This is a genomic window from Gilliamella sp. B3801 (assembly GCF_026536645.1).
In the GTDB taxonomy this organism is placed as follows: Bacteria; Pseudomonadota; Gammaproteobacteria; order Enterobacterales; family Orbaceae; genus Gilliamella; species Gilliamella apicola_I.
On record NZ_JAFNNR010000004.1, the window covers coordinates 135535 to 156477 of the forward strand.

25 protein-coding genes are annotated in these 20943 nt (G+C 36.2%); 7 read left to right on the forward strand and 18 right to left on the reverse strand.

What is annotated here, in order from left to right:
* Nucleotides 1–18 precede the first annotated feature (18 nt).
* The 12 genes from rplB to iscR form a co-directional block, all read right to left on the reverse strand.
* Nucleotides 19–843 (reverse strand): 50S ribosomal protein L2, encoded by an 825-nt coding sequence (gene rplB, locus J3U14_RS04760; protein ID WP_065558580.1) that lies wholly within the window; start codon nt 841–843, stop codon nt 19–21.
* 18 nt (nt 844–861) lie between these two features.
* Entirely contained in the window at nt 862–1164 is a 303-nt protein-coding gene (rplW, locus tag J3U14_RS04765; RefSeq protein WP_065558579.1) for a 50S ribosomal protein L23, read from the reverse strand.
* Nucleotides 1161–1763, reverse strand: coding sequence for a 50S ribosomal protein L4 (gene rplD, locus J3U14_RS04770; RefSeq protein WP_065558578.1), 603 nt, complete (start codon nt 1761–1763; stop codon nt 1161–1163). Before rplD ends, rplW begins: the two co-directional genes overlap by 4 nt.
* Nucleotides 1764–1779: 16 nt before the next feature.
* Nucleotides 1780–2406 carry a 50S ribosomal protein L3 gene (rplC, locus tag J3U14_RS04775; RefSeq protein WP_065558577.1) on the reverse strand — a complete coding sequence of 209 codons (627 nt, stop codon included), beginning with the start codon at nt 2404–2406 and terminating at the stop codon, nt 1780–1782.
* A gap of 31 nt (nt 2407–2437) precedes the next feature.
* Complete coding sequence (gene rpsJ, locus J3U14_RS04780; RefSeq protein WP_006120582.1) at nt 2438–2749, reverse strand: 30S ribosomal protein S10; 312 nt, start codon at nt 2747–2749, stop codon at nt 2438–2440.
* Between the two features lie 329 nt (nt 2750–3078).
* Nucleotides 3079–3417: an ISC system 2Fe-2S type ferredoxin gene (gene fdx / locus J3U14_RS04785; RefSeq protein WP_065558576.1), complete on the reverse strand. Its 339-nt coding sequence runs from the start codon at nt 3415–3417 to the stop codon at nt 3079–3081.
* 14 nt (nt 3418–3431) lie between these two features.
* Nucleotides 3432–5291 carry a Fe-S protein assembly chaperone HscA gene (hscA, locus tag J3U14_RS04790; RefSeq protein WP_267350306.1) on the reverse strand — a complete coding sequence of 620 codons (1860 nt, stop codon included), beginning with the start codon at nt 5289–5291 and terminating at the stop codon, nt 3432–3434.
* A gap of 37 nt (nt 5292–5328) precedes the next feature.
* Nucleotides 5329–5847, reverse strand: coding sequence for a Fe-S protein assembly co-chaperone HscB (gene hscB / locus J3U14_RS04795; protein ID WP_267350304.1), 519 nt, complete (start codon nt 5845–5847; stop codon nt 5329–5331).
* A gap of 14 nt (nt 5848–5861) precedes the next feature.
* Nucleotides 5862–6185 (reverse strand): iron-sulfur cluster assembly protein IscA, encoded by a 324-nt coding sequence (iscA, locus tag J3U14_RS04800; protein ID WP_267350302.1) that lies wholly within the window; start codon nt 6183–6185, stop codon nt 5862–5864.
* Entirely contained in the window at nt 6185–6571 is a 387-nt protein-coding gene (gene iscU / locus J3U14_RS04805; protein WP_065558572.1) for a Fe-S cluster assembly scaffold IscU, read from the reverse strand. The genes iscA and iscU overlap by 1 nt, the downstream gene beginning before the upstream one ends.
* A 15-nt stretch (nt 6572–6586) precedes the next feature.
* Entirely contained in the window at nt 6587–7801 is a 1215-nt protein-coding gene (locus tag J3U14_RS04810) for an IscS subfamily cysteine desulfurase (protein WP_065558571.1), read from the reverse strand.
* A 42-nt stretch (nt 7802–7843) separates the two neighbouring features.
* On the reverse strand, nt 7844–8293 hold the full coding sequence (gene iscR / locus J3U14_RS04815; RefSeq protein WP_065558570.1) for a Fe-S cluster assembly transcriptional regulator IscR: 450 nt from the start codon (nt 8291–8293) through the stop codon (nt 7844–7846).
* A gap of 163 nt (nt 8294–8456) precedes the next feature.
* Here iscR and sltY point away from each other — a divergent pair, with 163 nt between their 5' ends.
* Nucleotides 8457–10394, forward strand: coding sequence for a murein transglycosylase (sltY, locus tag J3U14_RS04820; RefSeq protein ID WP_267350300.1), 1938 nt, complete (start codon nt 8457–8459; stop codon nt 10392–10394).
* Nucleotides 10395–10405: 11 nt separating this feature from the next.
* Nucleotides 10406–10687, forward strand: coding sequence for a trp operon repressor (gene trpR / locus J3U14_RS04825; RefSeq protein ID WP_218837341.1), 282 nt, complete (start codon nt 10406–10408; stop codon nt 10685–10687).
* 61 nt (nt 10688–10748) lie between these two features.
* Here trpR and robA read toward each other — a convergent pair whose 3' ends face one another.
* From robA to J3U14_RS04840, 3 genes are all read right to left on the reverse strand, one after another.
* On the reverse strand, nt 10749–11663 hold the full coding sequence (gene robA, locus J3U14_RS04830) for an MDR efflux pump AcrAB transcriptional activator RobA (protein WP_267350297.1): 915 nt from the start codon (nt 11661–11663) through the stop codon (nt 10749–10751).
* 94 nt (nt 11664–11757) lie between these two features.
* Entirely contained in the window at nt 11758–12333 is a 576-nt protein-coding gene (nfuA, locus tag J3U14_RS04835) for a Fe-S biogenesis protein NfuA (protein WP_267350472.1), read from the reverse strand.
* 105 nt (nt 12334–12438) lie between these two features.
* Nucleotides 12439–13110, reverse strand: a complete 672-nt coding sequence (locus J3U14_RS04840; RefSeq protein ID WP_267350295.1) for a phosphoribosyltransferase family protein — start codon at nt 13108–13110, stop codon at nt 12439–12441.
* 310 nt (nt 13111–13420) lie between these two features.
* On the opposite strand from J3U14_RS04840, the gene J3U14_RS04845 reads away from it, so the two are divergent.
* Nucleotides 13421–13984: a peptidylprolyl isomerase gene (locus tag J3U14_RS04845; protein WP_267350293.1), complete on the forward strand. Its 564-nt coding sequence runs from the start codon at nt 13421–13423 to the stop codon at nt 13982–13984.
* A gap of 100 nt (nt 13985–14084) precedes the next feature.
* Here the strand turns inward: J3U14_RS04845 and J3U14_RS04850 are convergent, their stop codons facing one another.
* Both J3U14_RS04850 and pepB read right to left on the reverse strand, forming a co-directional pair.
* Nucleotides 14085–14687 carry a tetratricopeptide repeat protein gene (locus J3U14_RS04850; protein WP_267350291.1) on the reverse strand — a complete coding sequence of 201 codons (603 nt, stop codon included), beginning with the start codon at nt 14685–14687 and terminating at the stop codon, nt 14085–14087.
* Between the two features lie 153 nt (nt 14688–14840).
* The gene (pepB, locus tag J3U14_RS04855; RefSeq protein WP_411622918.1) at nt 14841–16133 is read right to left on the reverse strand and encodes an aminopeptidase PepB; all 1293 of its coding nucleotides are present in this window, start codon (nt 16131–16133) and stop codon (nt 14841–14843) included.
* Nucleotides 16134–16227: 94 nt separating this feature from the next.
* Here pepB and J3U14_RS04860 point away from each other — a divergent pair, with 94 nt between their 5' ends.
* Both J3U14_RS04860 and ftnA read left to right on the forward strand, forming a co-directional pair.
* On the forward strand, nt 16228–17001 hold the full coding sequence (locus tag J3U14_RS04860; RefSeq protein WP_267350288.1) for a tyrosine-protein phosphatase: 774 nt from the start codon (nt 16228–16230) through the stop codon (nt 16999–17001).
* A 107-nt stretch (nt 17002–17108) separates the two neighbouring features.
* A complete protein-coding gene (gene ftnA / locus J3U14_RS04865) occupies nt 17109–17627 on the forward strand; it encodes a non-heme ferritin (protein ID WP_267350286.1) in 519 nt (172 codons plus the stop codon).
* Nucleotides 17628–17679: 52 nt separating this feature from the next.
* Here ftnA and J3U14_RS04870 read toward each other — a convergent pair whose 3' ends face one another.
* Nucleotides 17680–18318: a 4'-phosphopantetheinyl transferase family protein gene (locus tag J3U14_RS04870; RefSeq protein ID WP_267350285.1), complete on the reverse strand. Its 639-nt coding sequence runs from the start codon at nt 18316–18318 to the stop codon at nt 17680–17682.
* A 77-nt stretch (nt 18319–18395) separates the two neighbouring features.
* Here J3U14_RS04870 and metC point away from each other — a divergent pair, with 77 nt between their 5' ends.
* Both metC and tilS read left to right on the forward strand, forming a co-directional pair.
* A complete protein-coding gene (gene metC, locus J3U14_RS04875; protein ID WP_267350283.1) occupies nt 18396–19613 on the forward strand; it encodes a cystathionine beta-lyase in 1218 nt (405 codons plus the stop codon).
* Between the two features lie 32 nt (nt 19614–19645).
* Nucleotides 19646–20926 carry a tRNA lysidine(34) synthetase TilS gene (gene tilS / locus J3U14_RS04880; RefSeq protein ID WP_411622919.1) on the forward strand — a complete coding sequence of 427 codons (1281 nt, stop codon included), beginning with the start codon at nt 19646–19648 and terminating at the stop codon, nt 20924–20926.
* The last annotated feature ends 17 nt before the right edge of the window (nt 20927–20943 follow it).

The window sequence follows — 20943 nt, forward strand, 5'->3', positions numbered from 1 at the left end:
GCTAATCCTCTATATTAATTATTTCTTATTGCGACGGCGAACAATATACTTATCAGTACGTTTGTTGCTACGCGTTTTCAATCCTTTGGCTTTTTGACCCCATGGAGACACAGGATGTTTACCAAAGTTACGACCTTCACCACCACCATGTGGATGGTCTACCGGGTTCATTGCTGTACCACGAACAGTAGGACGAACACCACGCCAACGCGTTGCACCCGCTTTACCTAGTACGCGAAGCATATGTTCTGAATTACCGACTTCACCAATAGTGGCACGACAATCAGATAATACTTTACGCATTTCACCTGAACGTAGACGTAATGTTACATATGCACCATCACGCGCAACGATTTGAACATAGCTACCAGCTGAGCGAGCAAGTTGTCCGCCTTTACCTGGTTTCATTTCAATGTTATGCACGGTAGAACCGACTGGAATATTGCGCATTGGTAAACAGTTACCTGTTTTAATCGATGCATCAACACCAGATTGGATCTGATCACCTGCTTTTAAGCCTTTAGGCGCTAAAATATAACGACGTTCACCGTCTTTATATAAAACCAATGCAATATTTGCACTACGGTTTGGATCATATTCCAAACGTTCAACAACTGCTGGAATACCATCTTTGTTACGCTTAAAGTCAACAATACGATAATGTTGTTTATGACCACCACCGATATGACGGGTAGTGATACGACCATTATTATTGCGACCACCAGTTTTGCTTTTTGAATCAAGCAACGGTGCATAAGGCTTACCTTTATGCAACTCTGGGTTAACCACTTTAACAACGTGGCGACGACCCGGAGATGTAGGTTTACACTTAACAACTGCCATTGTTCTTACTCCTCCGAATTACTCAGCGACGCCAGCAAGGTCTAAGTTTTGACCTTCTGCTAAAGTTACGTAAGCTTTTTTCCAGTCGCTACGGCGACCAAGTTGTTGACCACGACGTTTTACTTTGCCTTTAACAACAAGTGTATTAACGTCATCTACTTTAACTTCAAATAGTTGTTCAACTGCGGCTTTAATCTCTCTCTTAGTAGCATCTTTAGCAACTTTCAATACTAATGTATTTGTTTTTTCCATTGAAATAGATGCTTTTTCAGAAACATGTGGTGCTCGCAGGACTTTAAGCAGACGCTCTTCACGAATCATGCTAACATCTCCTCTACTTGTTTAACGGCATCAACAGTGATAACCACTTTGTCAAATGCAATCAAACTAACTGGATCAATACCTGCCACATCACGCACATCAACTTTATGCAAGTTACGTGCTGCTAAGAAAAGATTCTCATCAACTTCAGTTGTAATGATAAGGACATCATTAAGATTCATATCATTTAATTTCTGAGTTAGTAATTTAGTCTTAGGTGCTTCAACAGTAAATGTTTCAACCACAACTAAACGCTCTTGACGCACTAATTCAGAGAAAATACTCTTTAATGCACCACGATACATTTTACGGTTAACTTTTTGGCTATGATCTTGTGGTTTTGCTGCAAATGTTACACCACCACTACGCCAGATTGGGCTCTTAATAGAACCTGAACGAGCACGACCTGTGCCTTTTTGACGCCATGGTTTTTTGCCTGAACCAGCGATTTCTGCACGAGTTTTTTGTGCGCGTGAGCCTTGACGAGCAGCAGATGCATAAGCAACAACTACTTGGTGAACTAACGCTTCATTAAACTCACGTCCGAAGGTAGTTTCGGAAACAGAAAGCGCTTTCGCGTCTTTTACTACTAATTCCATCTCTATCTCCTCGACGTTAAGCCTTGATTGCCGGTTTAACAATTACGTCACTATTGATTGCGCCTGGAACTGCACCTTTAATTAATAAAAGGTTGCGTTCAGCATCAACACGTACAATATCTAAGTTTTGAACAGTTACACGTTCATTACCTAGGTGACCTGCCATTTTACGACCTTTGAACACTTTACCTGGAGTTTGGTTTTGACCGATAGAGCCATGACCACGGTGTGCCAAAGAGTTACCATGAGTTGCATCTTGAGTACGGAAGTTCCAACGTTTAGTTACGCCAGCAAAACCTTTACCTTTAGATGTTCCAGTAACATCAACTTTTTTAACGTCTGTGAAAATATCAACGTTAATACTTTGCCCTACAGTAAATTCGCCTTCTTCAAAACGGAATTCCCATAGACCACGACCAGCTTCAACGCCAGCCTTAGCAAAATGACCTGCTTCAGGTTTATTTACACGGCTTGCTTTTTTGCTGCCAGTAGTAACCTGAATAGCTTGATAACCATCGTTCTCTAAAGTTTTAACTTGAGTAACGCGGTTGCTTTGAACTTCAACTACGGTGACAGGAATAGAAACACCTTCTTCGGTGAAGATTCGTGTCATTCCTACTTTACGACCGATTAAACCAATCATTGTTTAGACCTCTCAATCATTCAGCTTAGGATTAACCTAAACTGATCTGCACATCAACACCGGCAGCAAGATCTAGGCGCATTAAAGCATCAACTGTTTTTTCAGTTGGCTCAACAATATCAACTAGACGTTTATGAGTACGAATCTCATATTGATCACGCGCGTCTTTATTAACGTGCGGAGAAATCAATACGGTGAAACGCTCTTTGCGTGTCGGTAATGGAATAGGACCACGAACTTGCGCACCAGTGCGCTTCGCAGTTTCTACAATTTCAGCAGTTGATTGATCAATCAAACGATGATCAAACGCTTTTAACCGGATACGGATTCTTTGGTTCGACATGAGACCAGAGCTCCACTATTTAAAAGTTATAACAAAAGACTACTCCTCTTACCCTGTTTCGATTGACAGGAGAGTGTAATCCGTTCTTTTCGTAACCCCCAGATCGGGAGTATTGTTGATATAATTCAATATTATTAAATAAGGATTATATCTTCATACGCATTTGCTTACATAAAGACAATAAACAAAGTGGCGGAATTATACCCCGTTGGTGTACCAACATCAAGTATTAATTATCATATAGATAGAAAAAATATGATCATTTATGGTTACCGAAAAGTTGAGGAACGGGCTTTTTGAGGAAATCACGTCGCCATAAAGGCGACTAATTAATGATCTTCTTTGGCGTGATTTAGGCTATATCTTGGAATTTCGACTTCAAGATCTTCATCGGCAACACGAGCCTGACAACTTAGTCGACTATGCGGTTCAACGCCCCACGCTTTATCTAACATATCATCTTCTTGTTCATCACTCTCTTCAAGTGAGTCAAAACCTTTACGGACAATACAATGGCAAGTTGAACAAGCACATGACATTTCACAAGCATGCTCAATTTCAATATCGTTACGTAAAGCGACTTCTAAAATAGATTCACCTTCTTGCGCTTCAACTGTTTTCCCTTCAGGGCAAAGTTCAGCATTTGGTAAAAAAGTAATTTTTGGCATAATAATCTCGTTAGTTAAATATCATCAACTTTATGACCGGTTAAAGCTTGACGAATGGATCTATCCATACGCTTAGCCGCAAAATCCTGCGTCACGTTATCAACAATTTTAATTTGCTTTTCAATTTCGTATATATCATCAGATTCGCTTACCGCTTGTAAACGATGTTTAGCATTTAAAATTTGATTAAGCTGATGCTCATTCAATAAGTCAGCATCTTTATCTAATGCATTTTGTAAACTCTCAAGGACTCTTGCTGCTTCAACTTTTTGTTCAGCAAGCATTCTAGTTTGCTTATCTTGTTGAGCGTAATTGATGGAATCTTGAATCATAGTTGCAATTTCTTTATCAGTTAGCCCATAAGATGGCTTAACTTGTATTGCAGCTTCAACGCCTGTTGATTTTTCCATTGCCGTTACGCTCAGCAATCCATCAGCATCCACTTGGAAAGTGACACGAATATGTGCGCCACCAGCAGGCATTGGCGGAATGCCACGTAAGATAAATTGCGCCAACGATCGACAATCGGCTACATTTTCACGTTCACCTTGTAAAACATGAATCATCATAGCGGTCTGACCATCTTTAAACGTTGTAAATTCTTGCGCCCTTGCACAAGGGATCGTACTATTACGAGGAATGATTTTTTCAACCAATTCGCCCATTGTTTCGATGCCTAAAGATAAGGGAATTACATCAAGCAACAACATATCGGAATCGGGTTTATTACCCACTAAAATATCCGCTTGAATGGCAGCCCCAATAGCGACTACTCTATCTGGATCGATAGAAGTTAAAGGTTTTGTTTTGAAATAGTTACCGACCGATTCACGCACAAACGGAATTCGGGTAGATCCCCCCACCATGACCACTTCAACAATTTCATCGATATCAATATCAGCATCTTTTAATGCACGCCGACAAACAGCTAAGGTTCGTTTAACTAGCGGTTCAATGAGTTGTTCAAATTGATGTCGGGTTATAGTTAAGACCTGATTATCAAATGTGATCGTGACAGCATCTTGATGGCTGAGAGCAATTTTAATATCAACCGCTTGATGAATCATTCTCTGATTCAACTGTGCATCATGATGATTAATCAACCCTAATTCGTTTTTAATATACTCCGCAAGTAAACGATCGAAGTCATCACCACCAAGAGCAGAATCTCCCCCTGTTGATAGGACTTCAAAAACGCCTTTATGTAAACGCAGGATAGAGATATCAAAAGTTCCACCACCTAAATCATATACAGCAATGATGCCTTCTTTTCCAGAATCAAGGCCATAAGCGATAGCTGCAGCAGTAGGTTCATTCAACAAACGTAAAACGTGTAAACCAGCTAATTTAGCAGCATCTTTTGTTGCCTGTCGTTGAGCATCATCAAAATAGGCGGGAACGGTGATGACGACACCATCGATTTCACCATTTAAACTCGCTTTAGCCCGATCTGCTAGAGCAATCAAGATTTCAGCAGAGACTTGTATAGGATTAACTTGCTGATTCGGTAAATTTAGTAATGGCACACCATTTTCTGTCATGGATAATGGATAAGGGAAATGAGATGTGTCTATATCAGAAAGACGTCTTCCCATTAATCGCTTAACTGAACTTACTGTATTTTTTGGATCAGAAGTAGCACTGTTTTTAGCATTTTTACCAATTGTGATAATAGTATTATCATCATGATCAACACCATAATGTACAACTGAAGGCAATAAAAAATCGCCTTCTAAATCTGGCAGGACTTCAGATTTACCGCTTCGAACGGTTGCAACTAGTGAGTTGGTCGTACCCAAATCAATGCCAACCGCAATCCGACGCTGATGTGGTTCTGGTGTTTGACCTGGTTCACTAATTTGTAATAATGCCATTTAACTTATCTCTACTTGATGTGTTATTTATCTTAAATTATAAAGCATATTGCTTTTCTTGTAACTTTTCGATCTGTTCTATTAATCGAGTAAGATAACGAATCTTGTAGATTTGATTTAGGGCGGATTGCCAATCTTGTTGCGATATATTATTCAACAATTGATTATAAATATCTTTTTTACGCCCTGATATTTCAGACTCAAAGCTATCTAATAGTTCAAAGTTTGACTGACTTTCAATATCATCTAGCTTTTCACGCAAAACAAATTGCTCCATTAAAAAATCTGCATCATGAATAATATGTTGTTCCGTTGCCACATTAAAGCCTTGCAAAGATAGGAAATATTCAGCTGCTTTTATAGGATTTTTTAATACTTGATAAGCATCATTAATCATGGCTGATTTTTGAATAATCGCCATTTTTTCACTATCCGATGCCGTTGCAAAATTATCAGGGTGATACTGTCTTTGTAATTGTTGATATTGTAATGTTAACTGCTGCGTATCGACAGGTAATTGAATAGGTAGATGAAATAACTCAAAATAATTATTCACGCTTGATGCCTCAGTTAAACATTAAAGCTTTCGCCACAACCACACTCATTATGCGCATTAGGATTATTGAATTTAAAACCTTCATTTAATCCTTCTTTAACAAAATCAAGTTCAGTGCCATCAATATAGACTAAGCTTTTTTTATCCACGATAACTTTAACATTTTTGTCTACAAATACACTGTCATCGTCATTAATCGTATCAGCAAACTCTAAAACATAAGCCATACCCGAACAACCAGATGTTTTAACACCTAATCTTAGACCGATGCCTTTTCCACGATTAGTTAAAAAAGCTTGAACACGATCAGCTGCACTAGTGGTTAATGTAATAGCCATTAACTTTGCCCTTTTTTAGTCTTATAGTCATCAATTGCCGCTTTGATTGCATCTTCAGCTAAAATTGAACAGTGAATTTTAACTGGCGGTAAAGCGAGTTCTTTAGCAATATCCGTATTTTTTATTGCTTGTGCTTCATCTAAAGATTTACCTTTAATCCATTCGGTAACTAACGAACTTGAAGCAATTGCGCTACCACAGCCATAAGTTTTAAATTTCGCATCTTCAATAATGCCATCATCATTCACTTTAATTTGAAGTCGCATGACATCGCCACAGGCTGGTGCACCAACCATACCACTACCAACATTCGGATCGTTTTGATCGAACGATCCGACATTGCGAGGGTTTTCGTAATGATCGACTACTTTTTCACTGTATGCCATAATTTACTCCTAATTTTAATGGGCTGACCATTTTATCTTTGATAAATCAACACCATCTTTAAACATTTCCCAAAGCGGAGATAAGTTTCTTAATTTATCAATAGAGTTTTTGATTAACTCAATAACATAATCCACTTCTTCTTCAGTACTAAATCGACCTAGTGAAAAACGGATTGAGCTATGTGCTAATTCATCATTGAGGCCTAGTGCCCGCAATACATAAGAAGGTTCTAAACTCGCTGACGTACAGGCAGAGCCAGAAGATACAGCCAAATCTTTTAATGCCATCATTAACGATTCACCTTCAATATAAGCAAAACTGACATTTAAAATATTTGGTGCACTGTGTTCTAAAGATCCATTTAGATAAACTTCTTCTATATCTTTTAAACCATTCCATAACCGATTTTTGAGTGCCAATAGACGTGGCATTTCAGTAGCCATTTCTTCTTTTGCTATCCGATATGCTTCACCCATACCAACAATTTGGTGCACAGGTAGCGTTCCAGAGCGCATGCCTCGTTCATGACCACCACCATGCATTTGGGCTTCGATACGAACACGTGGTTTACGTCTTACATACAGCCCACCGATACCTTTTGGACCATAGATTTTATGACCTGAAAAAGACATCAAGTCTACTTTCAATTTGGTTACATCAATCGGTAATTTACCAACAGCTTGGGTTGCATCCACGTGGAAAACAATGCCTCTTTCACGACACATTTCACCAATTTTTTCGATATCTTGTATGACGCCTGTTTCATTATTAACGTGCATGATTGATACCACTGTCGTATCACTACGCATTGCCGCTGCGAGTTTGTTTAAATCTAATATTCCATCAGATTCAGGTGCTAAATACGTTACTTCATAACCTTCTCGTTCTAGTTGGCGACAAGTATCAAGCACGGCTTTATGTTCAGTTTTACACGTAATAATATGTTTACCTTTAGCTTGATTAAAGTGTGCTGCACCTTTAATGGCTAAATTGTCCGCTTCAGTCGCGCCAGAAGTAAAAACGATTTCTCGTGAATCGGCACCAATAAGATCGGCTATTTGATTTCGTGCAATATCAACCGCTTCTTCAGCTTGCCAACCAAATTTATGAGAACGAGAGGCGGGGTTACCGAAAATACCATCCAAGGTTAGATACTGCATCATTTTTTCAGCAACTCTAGGATCGACAGGCGTTGTTGCTGCATAATCCATATAAATAGGTAGTTTCATTAAATACTCCCAATGACAAAATCTGTGTACAAATTTTATTGCTTAATTTATTGATATTAGATTGCTTTGTCGACTAGCCACTTCTTTAACTTCTTTATTATTGACTAATTCGCTTAAAGTGATACTTGTTAAAAACTCATCGATACGTTCACTTAGGTCATTCCACAAAGTGTGAGTTAAACATCTCACGCCACCTTGACATCCATCATGACCATAACATTTTGTTGCGTGAACCGTTTCATCGACGGCTTTAACAATTGAACTAATCGCAATTTGATCCATGCTTCGACTAAGCACATAGCCACCACCCGGCCCCCGAACACTAGAGACCAAACCATGTTTACGTAAACGGGCAAATAGTTGTTCAAGATAGGAAAGTGAGATTTGTTGACGTTCTGAGATATCTGCAAGTGATACGGGCCCTAAACCAGAATGTAATGCAATATCCAACATTGCAGTTACTGCATATCTCCCTTTTGATGTCAATTTCATTATTTATTCCCCTTTATATATGGAAGGTATTTTATATATCCTTCAATTTTAGTCAAGTATTTAGTTGACTATTTTAGTGGGAATTAAACCTTAAGTTCTTTCATCGACGAACAATGGTGAAATATGCTAATCTAGTAAACTAATTTGATATAGGAGTTGAGCAATGAAATCACTATTAAAGTGTATTTTAATAATAGGATTACTCTTTACTAAAAGTGCAATCGCGGTTAATACGCAGCAAGATTTACGAGCTAATTACAAAAAATGGCTTAACTCATATCAATCACTCAATCTTAATGAACAAACCGCTCTTTTAAAAGAGCTAAAAGATTACCCACTGTATCCTTATGCTGCAGTACAATATTTTCAAAAAAATATCAAAACGGTTTCCCCAGACATGGTGAGCAATTTTGTCACTCAGTATAGTAAATTTCCGTTAACAGCATCATTAAGTCAATCTTTCTTATCAGAATTGACCAATCGTCAAGATTGGGCTGCTATTGTTGACTTTCCTAAAGATAACTCAATTCAATCTAACTGCCGTTATCAATACGCTTTGTTACAACAGGGTAATCAATCTGTTATAGAGACAGTAGAATCATTGTGGCTAACAGGAAAAGAATTACCTTCTGCCTGTGATCCTCTTCTTAATGCATGGAAAGATGCTGGAAAACAAACAAACAATATCATTTTGTTACGAATTGAACTTGCCATAGAAGCGAATAATTTAAAATTAGCACGATATTTAATCAATTTATTAGATAATGACTATAAAACAACCAAAAGTAATTTATATGCTTTATTAGATAATCCGAAAAAATTAGAGGATTTCTCTAAAAATATCAAAACCAGCAATTTTACTAAAAAAATTGTATTGGCTTCTTTTCCTCGAGTAGTTAAAGCGGATATGAATTTTGCGCAAATACTATTGCCAAAACTGGTACAGCAGCAACATCTAAGCGAAACCGAACTCATTGCATTACAAAAAAATTTAGCAAACAGATTTTTCAGTGATTCTGCGACAAATGAGCAAATTAAATGGCGTGATGATTACATTTCCAAGTATCATGATACAACGTTAGTTGAAAAACGCATTCGTGTTGCGATTGATGAAAATAATTATAAAGATATTGCTTATTGGTTATCACAATTAACACCTGAAGATAAATTAAAAGAAGAATGGCAATATTGGCAAGCTCGCGTCTATTTAGACCAAAACAAAAAAAATGAAGCCAATACCATTTTGAAAAAATTATCGGCTAATCGTGGATTTTATGGCATGGTCAGCGCTCAATTGCTTAAGCAAAAATATTCTCTTAACAACCAATCCAGAAAAATTACACAAGCCGAGATAGCAAATTTAAAATCTAAGTATGATAATCAAACTGTTATAAAACGAATTAAAGAATTACGTTTCTGGAAGAAGTTAACAGAATCAACACGCGAATGGCGCTTTATGTTGAATAATCACGTTGAAAATAATGAATATTTAGATTTAGCTCAATATGCTTATTATAAAGGTTGGGGAGATCTTAGTATTCAAGCAACAATATCTGGAAAACTTTGGAATAATTGGACAGAGCGCTTACCTATTATGTATGAAGATATATATAAACAGGCATTAAAAGGTAAAGAGATATCTCTTTCTTATGCGCTGGCTATATCTCGTCAAGAGAGCGCTTTTGATGCCACGATACAATCACCAGCTGGGGCAAAAGGTTTAATGCAATTAATGCCTGCGACAGCAAAAGAAACAGCAAAAAAAGTTAGCTCAATTAGTTATACATCAACATCTCAGCTATCTGATCCCATGACAAACATAGAATTAGGGACATATTTTCTTAATAATGTTTATCAACAAAATGCTAAAAATCGTATTTTGGCGTCAGCAGCCTATAATGCTGGACCAAGTCGAGTTAAACGATGGTTGAATAATAGTGATGGTAAACTTGATGCAGTAGCTTTTATTGAAAGTATTCCTTTTACTGAAACACGTAATTATGTTAAAAATGTTTTAGTTTATGATTATATTTATCAAAATTTGTTAGGTCAAAAAAGGCATAATATTTTTACCGCAAACGAATTTAACAGAACCTATTAATGGTGGGCATTATGAAAACTCAAGAATGGAAACAAACAGTTGAAATACTACACCAAGCATTTAATGATGGTTATTCACTGGATATATTTAAACTGCTGCTAACCGCAGATGAACGTGATGCTTTAATTACCCGAGTTAAAATAATTCACTCTTTACTTGATGGTTCAATAAATCAAAGACAGCTTAAAGAACAATTAGGTATTGGTATTGCCACTGTCACACGTGGATCAAACAGTTTGAAAGAAGCATCACCAGAATTTAGACAATGGTTAGAAAAAACATTGTTAAATTGATTATAATGCTAGGTTATTACAATTAGTCACAAGATTGATTACAGATAAAAACTTAGAATTACTACGAATTTTTCTTTAGAAGAACTTCATTTTCTGTTGCAACTGGCACACAATAATCGCATTCCATACGTTGGATATCTTTTGCCGTTTCAACCGTATTTTTATCTCGATTATGATGGATTTCAATTAAACATCCGGCACGTAAATGAACTTTTAAAGCTGGCATCGCAGCTAAATGCACCTGAGAAATAAAATCTTTAAAGTTTTCTGGTGTGCCAATATATTTAAAACAAAGATACAGACCACCTTCGCTAACAAACTGTTCAATATACTCAAGATGATTATTGTGTTCTAACGCTATAGTATAAAGTAACTCTTGTTCATTAGCATTTTCTTTACTTTTCAAGATACGGTTAAAAGCATAAATTTTATCCGGCAGAATTTCATTTTTATGGGTATAACGAGAAAGATAATTATGAAAAAATTGCCCTCGCAACTTATTTTCTTCCTCTAATAATTTACTTAAATTACAGTTATTTTTATAAGTAATACCCCAAAATGTCTGTTTTGGCATATTAACGAATTTGGGTTCGGGTAATGTAAGCTGAGTTTTATTAAGTTCAATTGCTGGCGTTAATCCTGTCGGATCCCAAAATTCAGCGCGTCGATAACTTGCTGGGGTTTCATTGAACTGTTTTTTAAAAGAACGGGTAAATGTTTGCTGAGAATCAAAACGATATTGCATGGCAATATCTAAAATCGGCTTACTCGTCATTCGTAAAGAAAGTGCAGCATAAGTTAACCTACGATGACGAATGTAAGTACCAAGTACCTGACCGGTTACTTCTTTAAACATACGTTGTAAATGCCACTTTGAATAACCTGATTTTTGAGCAACATGATCAATAGACAAAGGCTGCTCCAGATTTTTTTCAATCCAAACGATAAGATCTGAAATAATGCTGACTTGATTCATAAAACCCCATCATAAAGTGAACTGGCAGACATCATGCGATTATGACTTAATCTTAGCAATAAGCAAGATTTAAATCCAAATTATTTAGTTTTTCTTAACAAAAAGAGTGTGTTCCTGCTTGATGCTCAGTCACATCTTTTACGCCTGCAAGTTCAGGAAATTCCATTAATAATTGTTTTTCAATTCCTTCTTTCAACGTATAATCAACCATTGAACAACCGTTACAGCCCCCCCCAAATTGAAGGACAACATAATTATCTTCTGTTAATTCAATTAAACTTACCATACCGCCATGACTAGCAAGTTGAGGATTAATTTGAGTTTGAATCGTATAATTGACGCGTTCAATTAAAGGTGCATCATCGCTGACTTTTCTCATTTTGGAATTTGGCGCTTTTAACGTCAATTGCGAACCCAATTCATCAGTAACATAATCGATAACGGTTTCTTCTAAAAATGGTGCACTCATTTCATCAATGTATACCGAAAAATCTGCAAACTTTTCTTCTATATCACTATCTTCTACAGTATCATCAGGACAATAAGAAACACCACACTCTGCACTTGGCGTACCAGGATTCATGACAAAGACACGAATTTGTGTATCTTGTGGTTGATTGGCTAGTAGTTTTTTGAAATGTTGCTGAGCTGATTCAGAAATGGTAATAATAGACATAACCCCTCACTTTTGATGCAATTAGGTAATAAACTAGCTAATTGATTTGTTGTAATAGTTGACTAACTATGTTGGTTATTATAGGGACTGTTTACAATTTTACAATACTGTGCGACATAAACAAATCACTTGAATATTCATTGCCCCGCATTTTTTTAGCTGCTGACTAACAGCATTTATTGTGTTTCCCGTAGTGACAATATCATCAATAAGCATTACCGATTTTTGAGAAAGATTTTTTCGACATTCATAAAGTGTTTCTACATTTTGTTTACGTTCTTTTAATGAAAGCTTTTTCTGATCTATTGCTCGTTGATGTCGATAGAGTAAATGAGGATAAAAATCACAATTTAACCATTTCGCTATCAATTTTGCCAATAATTCTGCTTGATTAAATCCTCTTGACCAATAACGTATATGATGTAATGGAACGCAAGTGACTAAATCCGGTTTTATGATTTCATTTGCAAGTCGTTTTTTATACCATGTTAAAAACATTAATCTTGCCAGTGCCAATGTCAGTTCCGTTTTATGATAAAACTTTAATTGCTGAATTAATTTTTTTAACGGATTAATGTATTCGCTAGTCGCAATTAATGTATCCCAGTAGGGTTTATTTTCAAGACAACGATAACAAATCTGAGTGGATAAAGAATGCGGTAAACAACATTGCGGACATACCTTGTTTAATTTCGGTATGTTTTTTGAACATTGATAACAAATTCCATGATGTGCCAAATATAATGGCATATTGCATAAGAAGCAACGCATAATTCTCCAACTTTAAAAATAATGTCATCCAAAAATTTAAAACAATCATTTAATAAAGGATAAAACGTCAATACTAAGAGTTTGTTTTCAGACCATCGCATATCGTTCAAAAAATACTTTTTTCAGCCATAAAAATAGTACTCAAATGCAAAAACTTACTTATAATATCTTGTTTAACATGTTGAAAAATATTAAATAAACAATAACTCGAACTATTTCACAAAATTTTTTTGTATTTTGCACAATTGTTATTTAAATAAATTTTATATTCGGTATAATCAACAAACAAATGGACTAAGGAACAAATATAATGAATAAAATCATATCATTAATCATCACATTGTGCTTAATTTTACTTTCACCCATTGCATTAGCAGATACAAAAGTATTGTTGCAAACCAGTATGGGGGATATTGAAATTGAATTAGACAATGAGCATGCACCAATTACGACCAAAAACTTTCTTGATTATGTTAAAAGTGGTTTCTATGAAAACACCACTTTTCATCGTGTGATCCCTAATTTTATGATTCAAGGTGGTGGAGCAGACGGTGAATTAAAATTTAAAGAAACAAATGCCCCAATTAAAAACGAAGCAGATAATGGATTAAAAAATGTGCGTGGTACGATTGCAATGGCCAGAACCGGTGTCATCGATAGTGCAACGAGCCAATTTTTTATTAATGTTGTCGATAATCATTTTCTCAACCACGATCCATCCAAAGATTATGGTTACGCAGTATTTGGAAAAGTGATAAAAGGAATGGATGTTGTTGATAAAATTGTCAATGTGCCAACTAAACGGATGGGCCCACATCAAAATGTACCGATTGAGCCAATTTATATTAAAAAAGCAATTATCATAACAGAATAAATGATTTTATTTATTCTACTTCATTTATTCAAAAGAACTGTCTTAATGATTTAAGACAGTTCAGTTTTAACATATTTTAATTAGTTCTATTTGTTTTATATTATCGCAAGCTTTTATTATCACAAGCTTCATCTATGCCAAGACTACAGGCTTTCTTAAAGTACTTAATGGCTAACAGTCTATTTTTTTCTACTCCTTCACCATTGTAATACATGACACCTAAATTATTTAACGCTTCTGGCGAATCTTGCTCCGCTGCTTTCTTATACCAGAACACAGCTGTTTCTTTATTTTTTTCGACACCTTCCCCTTCATCATACATTATCGCTAAATTATATTGAGCATCAACTAAACCTTGTTCGGCAGCTTTTTTATACCAATAAACAGCCTTTTGATCATCTTCTTCAACACCTTCACCTTCATCATACATTAGTGCTAAATAATATTGTGCCTGATCATATCCTTGTTCTGCTGATTTAGTTACCCAATGTAATACCTTATCGAAATCTCCCTCAACGCCCAAACCTTCCTCATAAGCTTGAGCCAAATAAAATTGAGCTTTTTTATCACCTTGTTCGGCTTCTTTTTGGCAAGCATCAAAAGCTTTATCATACTCTTCTGAATTCCAATATTTCTCACACTCGCCAGCGTAGGTTGCATTTGAAAACAATACTATTAACAAAATAAAAAATACTTTTTTCATACCTTTCCTTATATCTCTAAATTATAAACATTTGACAAATTTTAAACTCTGCCTATTGTAGGAAAAAAACTCAAATTAGCAATAACAAAAATTATTAAGAATTATTAAACTAATCGGTTTTAATAAATAGATATTACATCCCTTAACAATGAATCATGCTTTTTTTAATTTACTCAATAAGTGAGCAATAGTTCTGACCCCAACACCTGTTGCTCCCGTTGCCCATAATGCAGTTGCACTTTTACGGAAAGTGGCTGAGCAATCGATATGTAACCAGTTTTGCTGATAATTTTTAATAAAATGTGATAAAAATGCCGCTGCAGTACTTGCCCCTGCTGTGTTAGGTAATCCAGAATTAGACATGTCTGCAAAGGATGAAGGAAATTGAGAGCGATGAAATTCGGCTAATGGTAAACGCCAAAATGCTTCATGCTCAATATCGCTACTTGCCAATAACAATTGAGCAAATTTATCATCAAATGAAAGTAGTGATTGATAATCATTACCCACCGCAATTTTTGCTGCACCCGTCAATGTTGCACAATCGATAATATAATGTGGTTTATCATTATCGGCACAAATTAACCCATCGGCTAACACTAAACGACCTTCAGCATCGGTATTATCAATTTCAACTGTTTTACCATTACGATAACAAATAATATCCCCTAGTTTAAAAGCGCTACCACTCACTAAGTTATCTGCACAACATAGATAAAGTTTAATACGGTGATTTATGCCTCGTGCAATAGCAAGCGCTAATGCACCAGCGACTAGCGCTGCTCCGCCCATATCTGAGCGCATCGACTCCATAAAACTACTTGGTTTTAAACTATAACCACCAGAATCAAATGTGATCCCTTTACCCACTAAACAAGCAGTAACCGGTGTTGTTGGATTTTTACCCGGATTATAATCAAGTTCAAGTAGCGCTGCCGGTCTATCTGAACCTTTGCCAACAGTATAGATCCCCATATAATCATGCTCTTTTAATGCTTCGCCTGAAATAATTTTGTATGTTACGTCTGTCGAATATTGACTGATGAGTTTGGCACTTTGCGTAGCTAATTCAAGTGGGCTCAATGTTTCCGCTTGCTGGTTAACAATATCTCGACACCAATCAATAATGGCCAGACGATGTGTTAATTCTGCCTTATCTTTGCTATCCAGCTTTGCCCAAGTGACTTTATTGTTGTTTTTTGCATTACGATAACCCAACCAAAAATGCCAACAAGCTTCTAAATCCCATCCTTGACCACTAAGTTTAACCGATTTAATACCTTGATTATCGAGTTTACGCCCTGCACGTTGAATTGCCCCTAAACGATGCTCAGTTTTATAATGAATGGTAATTGATTCATCTGAAAAACTCAGTAGTGCATCTTTACCCCATTGCGACGGTGCAGGTTTTTCAGAAAGTAAAATAGATAACATCGACATAAGCAGAACTCCAATTATTGATAAAAATAAAACAATGGCTTAATTCTAATCAGAAACATGCTAATATAGCAAGCAGGTTAAGAATAAATAAGGATTCGTTATGACATCTGCTGTACCAATAAAAAATGGAATTAATTTTCGTGATTTAGGTGGAATTAAAACACAAGATGGACGTCAAATACGTAAAGGAAAATTATATCGTGCAGGTGAATTTTCACGTATTAGCGAACAAGAAAAAGACTTCTTAGCGAATGAATTAAAATTACACTACATTTTAGACTATCGAGATCCGAACGAAATCAATCGCTATCCCGACAATTTATGGCGTAATGCCAACTATATTAATGTTCCGGCAAATCCATTAAGTGATGAAGTGACAGCCAGTTTAACCTCAGAAATTGAAGATGATATTTTTACCATTAAAAAAACGTCACCCTTTGATTTTATGATCAAACTTTATCAATTATTACCTTTCAATAATCCTGCTTATCAAAAACTCACTGACATTTTATTAAATGGTAATGGGCAGCCCTTAGTTCAGCATTGTGCTGTCGGCAAGGATAGAACGGGCATTGGTGTCGCTTTAACACTGTTTGCATTAGGCGTGAGTGAAGACGTTGTCATGCAAGACTATCTACTTACCGAACAATTATTAAAAGATTTTCGTGACACCATTCTTAACCAGAATAAAAACCAATTAACGGCAACCGAACTTGAAAATCAAAAAGTGATTTTTGCTGCTAAAGAAGCATACCTAACCGCCGCAATAACGGCAATTAAACAGCGTTATCAGACTATTGATAATTGGTTAGATCAGGAATATCAATTAGATAATAACAAAAGAAAGGTACTTCAAGACCTTTATCTAATTTAGACAATATCAATGATATAGATAGTTAATCTATACTTAAATAATAATCACATCAACGATGTTATCGATTGAAATGTGAAGTCATAAAATAGCAATGTGAGGAAATAAAAATGTTAACCGATCAAATGGTCAAAAAGCTTAATGAGCAATTAAATTTAGAGTTTTACTCTTCAAATCTGTACCTACAAATGAGTGCTTGGTGTGATGACCAAAATTTTCCATCTTTCGGAAAGTTTTTAAGAGATCATGCGGGTGAAGAACGCCAACATATGGAGCGTTTATTTGATTATGTTTTAGATTGTGGTTCCTTAGCTTTAATTGGCAAAATTGAAGCCCCTGAATCACAATATCCTTCTTTACTTGAATTATTTAAAGTGGCTTATCAGCACGAGCTTAAAATTACCAAAGCAATTAATGCGCTGGTTGATTATGCGTTAACACAGAAAGATTTTTCGACATTTAACTTTTTACAATGGTATGTTTCTGAACAACATGAAGAAGAAAAACTCTTCAAAAGCATTGTCGATAAACTAGAATTAGTCGGTGAAAATAAGCGTGACCTATTCTTTATGGATAAAGATTTTAACAAAACGTTAAGTGAATCAGGTTTATTAACGACCAACAAATAATTAATACAACATGTTAATCTGCTTCATTTTTTGATGTGGCAGATTAGCGTCTTTAACGTTGTAAGATAAACCTTGTTATCGGCACACTACTATTGACCGCCAAATGGACATCATCAATCTGCTGATATTGATAATAAAAATGACTTGCAAAAGGAGCATGAATCAATTGGTGATTAAGGTCAATTTTCACAGATTTCATTTGCCAAACACCTTTCGCATACAGCTTTAAAGCAGACTCTTTTAACGTCCATAATTGCCAAAAAGCCGATAATGTATCGGTTTGCGCTATCATCCATTGATATTCATCATCATCAAAAAAGTTTTCTGCTACTTTTAAATAGTGTTTACGCTGGCGAGCAAGTTCAATATCTAAACCTACTTTACCGTTTAAAGATATCGCGACAGCTACCCTATCTTGGCTATGGCTGATATTAAAATCAGGAAGAGTTCGATCTAAAAAACATGGGCGACTATTTTCACCGATTACGATTGTTGGCAAGGTAGAGCAATGGCAATACTGATTAAGCAAATCTGCTAATATCGAACGACAGATTAAAAACTGTTTTTTACGTTGTCCATTCATCTGATTGGCATCGTTGATAATTTGCTCTGATAACAACGCATAATTAATTGTCGCCGTATTTAAATTGGCTAGTTGGACGATTAGCATAATTGAAAAGCCAGTATTCATAAAAATTATTTTTTACTATTTTAACAGCATGCTATGCTAACTGTTATTAAAATTTCTCAGATAGCTAAGGATACATCATGTCATTACAAACCAAATTAGTGAATGCTGGTCGCAAAAAACGCTATACCCAAGGCGCTGTAAATTCGGTAATTCAGCGTGCTTCTTCATTAGTCTTCGACACTGTCGCTGCCAAAAAAGAAGCAACAGAAAATCGAGCCAAAGGGGCACTATTCTATGGACGCCGAGGCACATTAACCCACTTTTCACTTCAAGATGCCATGATTGAAATTGAAGGCGGAGCCGGATGTTATCTTTATCCATGTGGTGCAGCTGCAATTGCTAATGCCATTTTAGCTTTTGTAAAAACCGGGGATCATATCCTTGTATCCGAAGCCAGCTACGAACCAACTCAAGAATTTTGTAATCATATTTTAAAGGATCTTGGCGTCGAAACCGATTACTTTTCACCTTTAGTTGGTCGCTATATCACTAACCATATTAAACCGAATACCAAAGTCGTATTTTTAGAATCGCCAAGCTCCATTACCATGGAAGTGCATGATGTACCGGCCATCGTTAAAGCGATTCGCCATGTAAATCCTGATATTATCATTATGATGGATACGACTTGGGCTGCTGGTGTATTATTTAAAGCCTTAGATCATAATATTGATATCTCAATTCAGGCAGGCACAAAATATTTAATTGGTCATTCTGATGCAATGTTAGGTACCGCGGTTGCTAATGAAAGATGCTGGGATAGACTACGAGAACGTTCTTATTTAATGGGACAAATGTGCGATGCCGATACAGCTTATATGGCAGCACGAGGGTTACGCACCTTAGCTATCAGATTAAAACAACATCATGAAAGTGGATTAAAAATAGCAAAATGGTTGGCTAATCACCCGCAAGTTGCAACAGTGAATCACCCAGCATTAGAAAGTTGTAAAGGACATGAATTTTTTAAGCGTGATTTTACGGGAGCAAGTGGACTATTTTCTTTTATACTTCATGATCGCCTAAGTGATGTTCAACTTTCCGATTTTCTGGATAATTTAACCCATTTCTCTATGGCTTATTCATGGGGCGGATTTGAGTCATTAATTTTAGCCAATCAACCGGAAGAACTAGCTAAAATTAGACCTGTTTCGGGTATTAGTTTTACAGGCACACTCATCCGATTACATATCGGTCTTGAAGACCCTGAAGATTTAATTGCTGATCTTGCTGCTGGTTTAGAAAGAATCAATCAGCATAATCATAAAGCAAATGCACTACAAAGCTTAGTATAATCGGGAAAAACATGGATAATCAAAGTCAACTCATGATTGATCAAACCATCACACAGACCATTTCAACATGTTTAAAAAAACACCGTAAGCTATTGGTAGCTTATAGTGGCGGGGTTGATTCCACTGTATTGTTACATGCACTAGTCAAATTGAAACAACAAGCTGATCTAGCAGTACGAGCCATTTATATTCATCATGGTTTAAGTCAAAATGCAGATAATTGGGCAAGCCATTGCCAACAACAATGCCAACAATGGAAAATCCCTTTTATTATTGAAAAGGTTAAGCTTGATACCTCGGCAGGCAATATTGAAGAACAAGCTCGACATGCTCGTTATCAAGCGATTTATCGTCATTTGAAAAGCGATGAAATGCTATGCACAGCACAACATCTTGATGACCAATGCGAAACGTTTTTGTTAGCTTTAAAAAGAGGAAGCGGTCCATCAGGGTTATCAGCCATGCCCGTTGAAAACCAACAACATCTTCGACCGTTACTCACTATTTCACGTAAACAAATAGAAGCGTATGCCAATTGGCATCAATTAACTTGGATAGAAGATGAAAGTAATCAAGATGACCATTATGATCGCAATTTTCTTAGATTAAATGTTTTGCCAATTATTGATCAACGTTGGCCTCAGTTTTCACAAATGGTTGCCCGAAGTGCATCGCTTTGCCAACAACAAGAAGCTTTAATTAACGAGCTGTTACTTAACGATTTTCATCAAGTATTAACCCAGCAAGGTCAGCTACGCTTGTCGCCATTACGCGATTATTCAGAATATAAACGCAATGCCATTTTACGCATGTGGCTACGACATCAACACGTTATGATGCCTAGCCAAAAACAACTAGCACTTATTTGGCAAACCATTGTTCAAGCAAAGAACGATGCTAATCCGCAATTCGTTTTACACCATAAGCAAATTCGCCGTTATCAAAATTTACTTTATCTATTGCCACTTTATAAAGATACTGAACAACAAGTCATAAATTGGGATCTGACTTCGCCTTTAGTTTTACCCGATCATATCGGTGAGTTACATGCTCTTTATCAAGATGATTTAACGTGTCGTCTACCGAACAGAGACGAACATGTTACCGTACGCTTTCATGCTCAAGGACAGCTTCAAATCGTTAATCGTCAAGGCTCAAGAGCAATCAAAAAACTATGGCAAGAACACCATATTCCACCTTGGATGCGAACACGCATCCCTTTGATATATTATAATGAACAACTTATTTGTGCTGTCGGCGTGTTTGTGACTGAGCAAGGAAAAGGTTCGCAAATTGATTTTCGTGTCACTTAGCACATAAGCCACTTGCT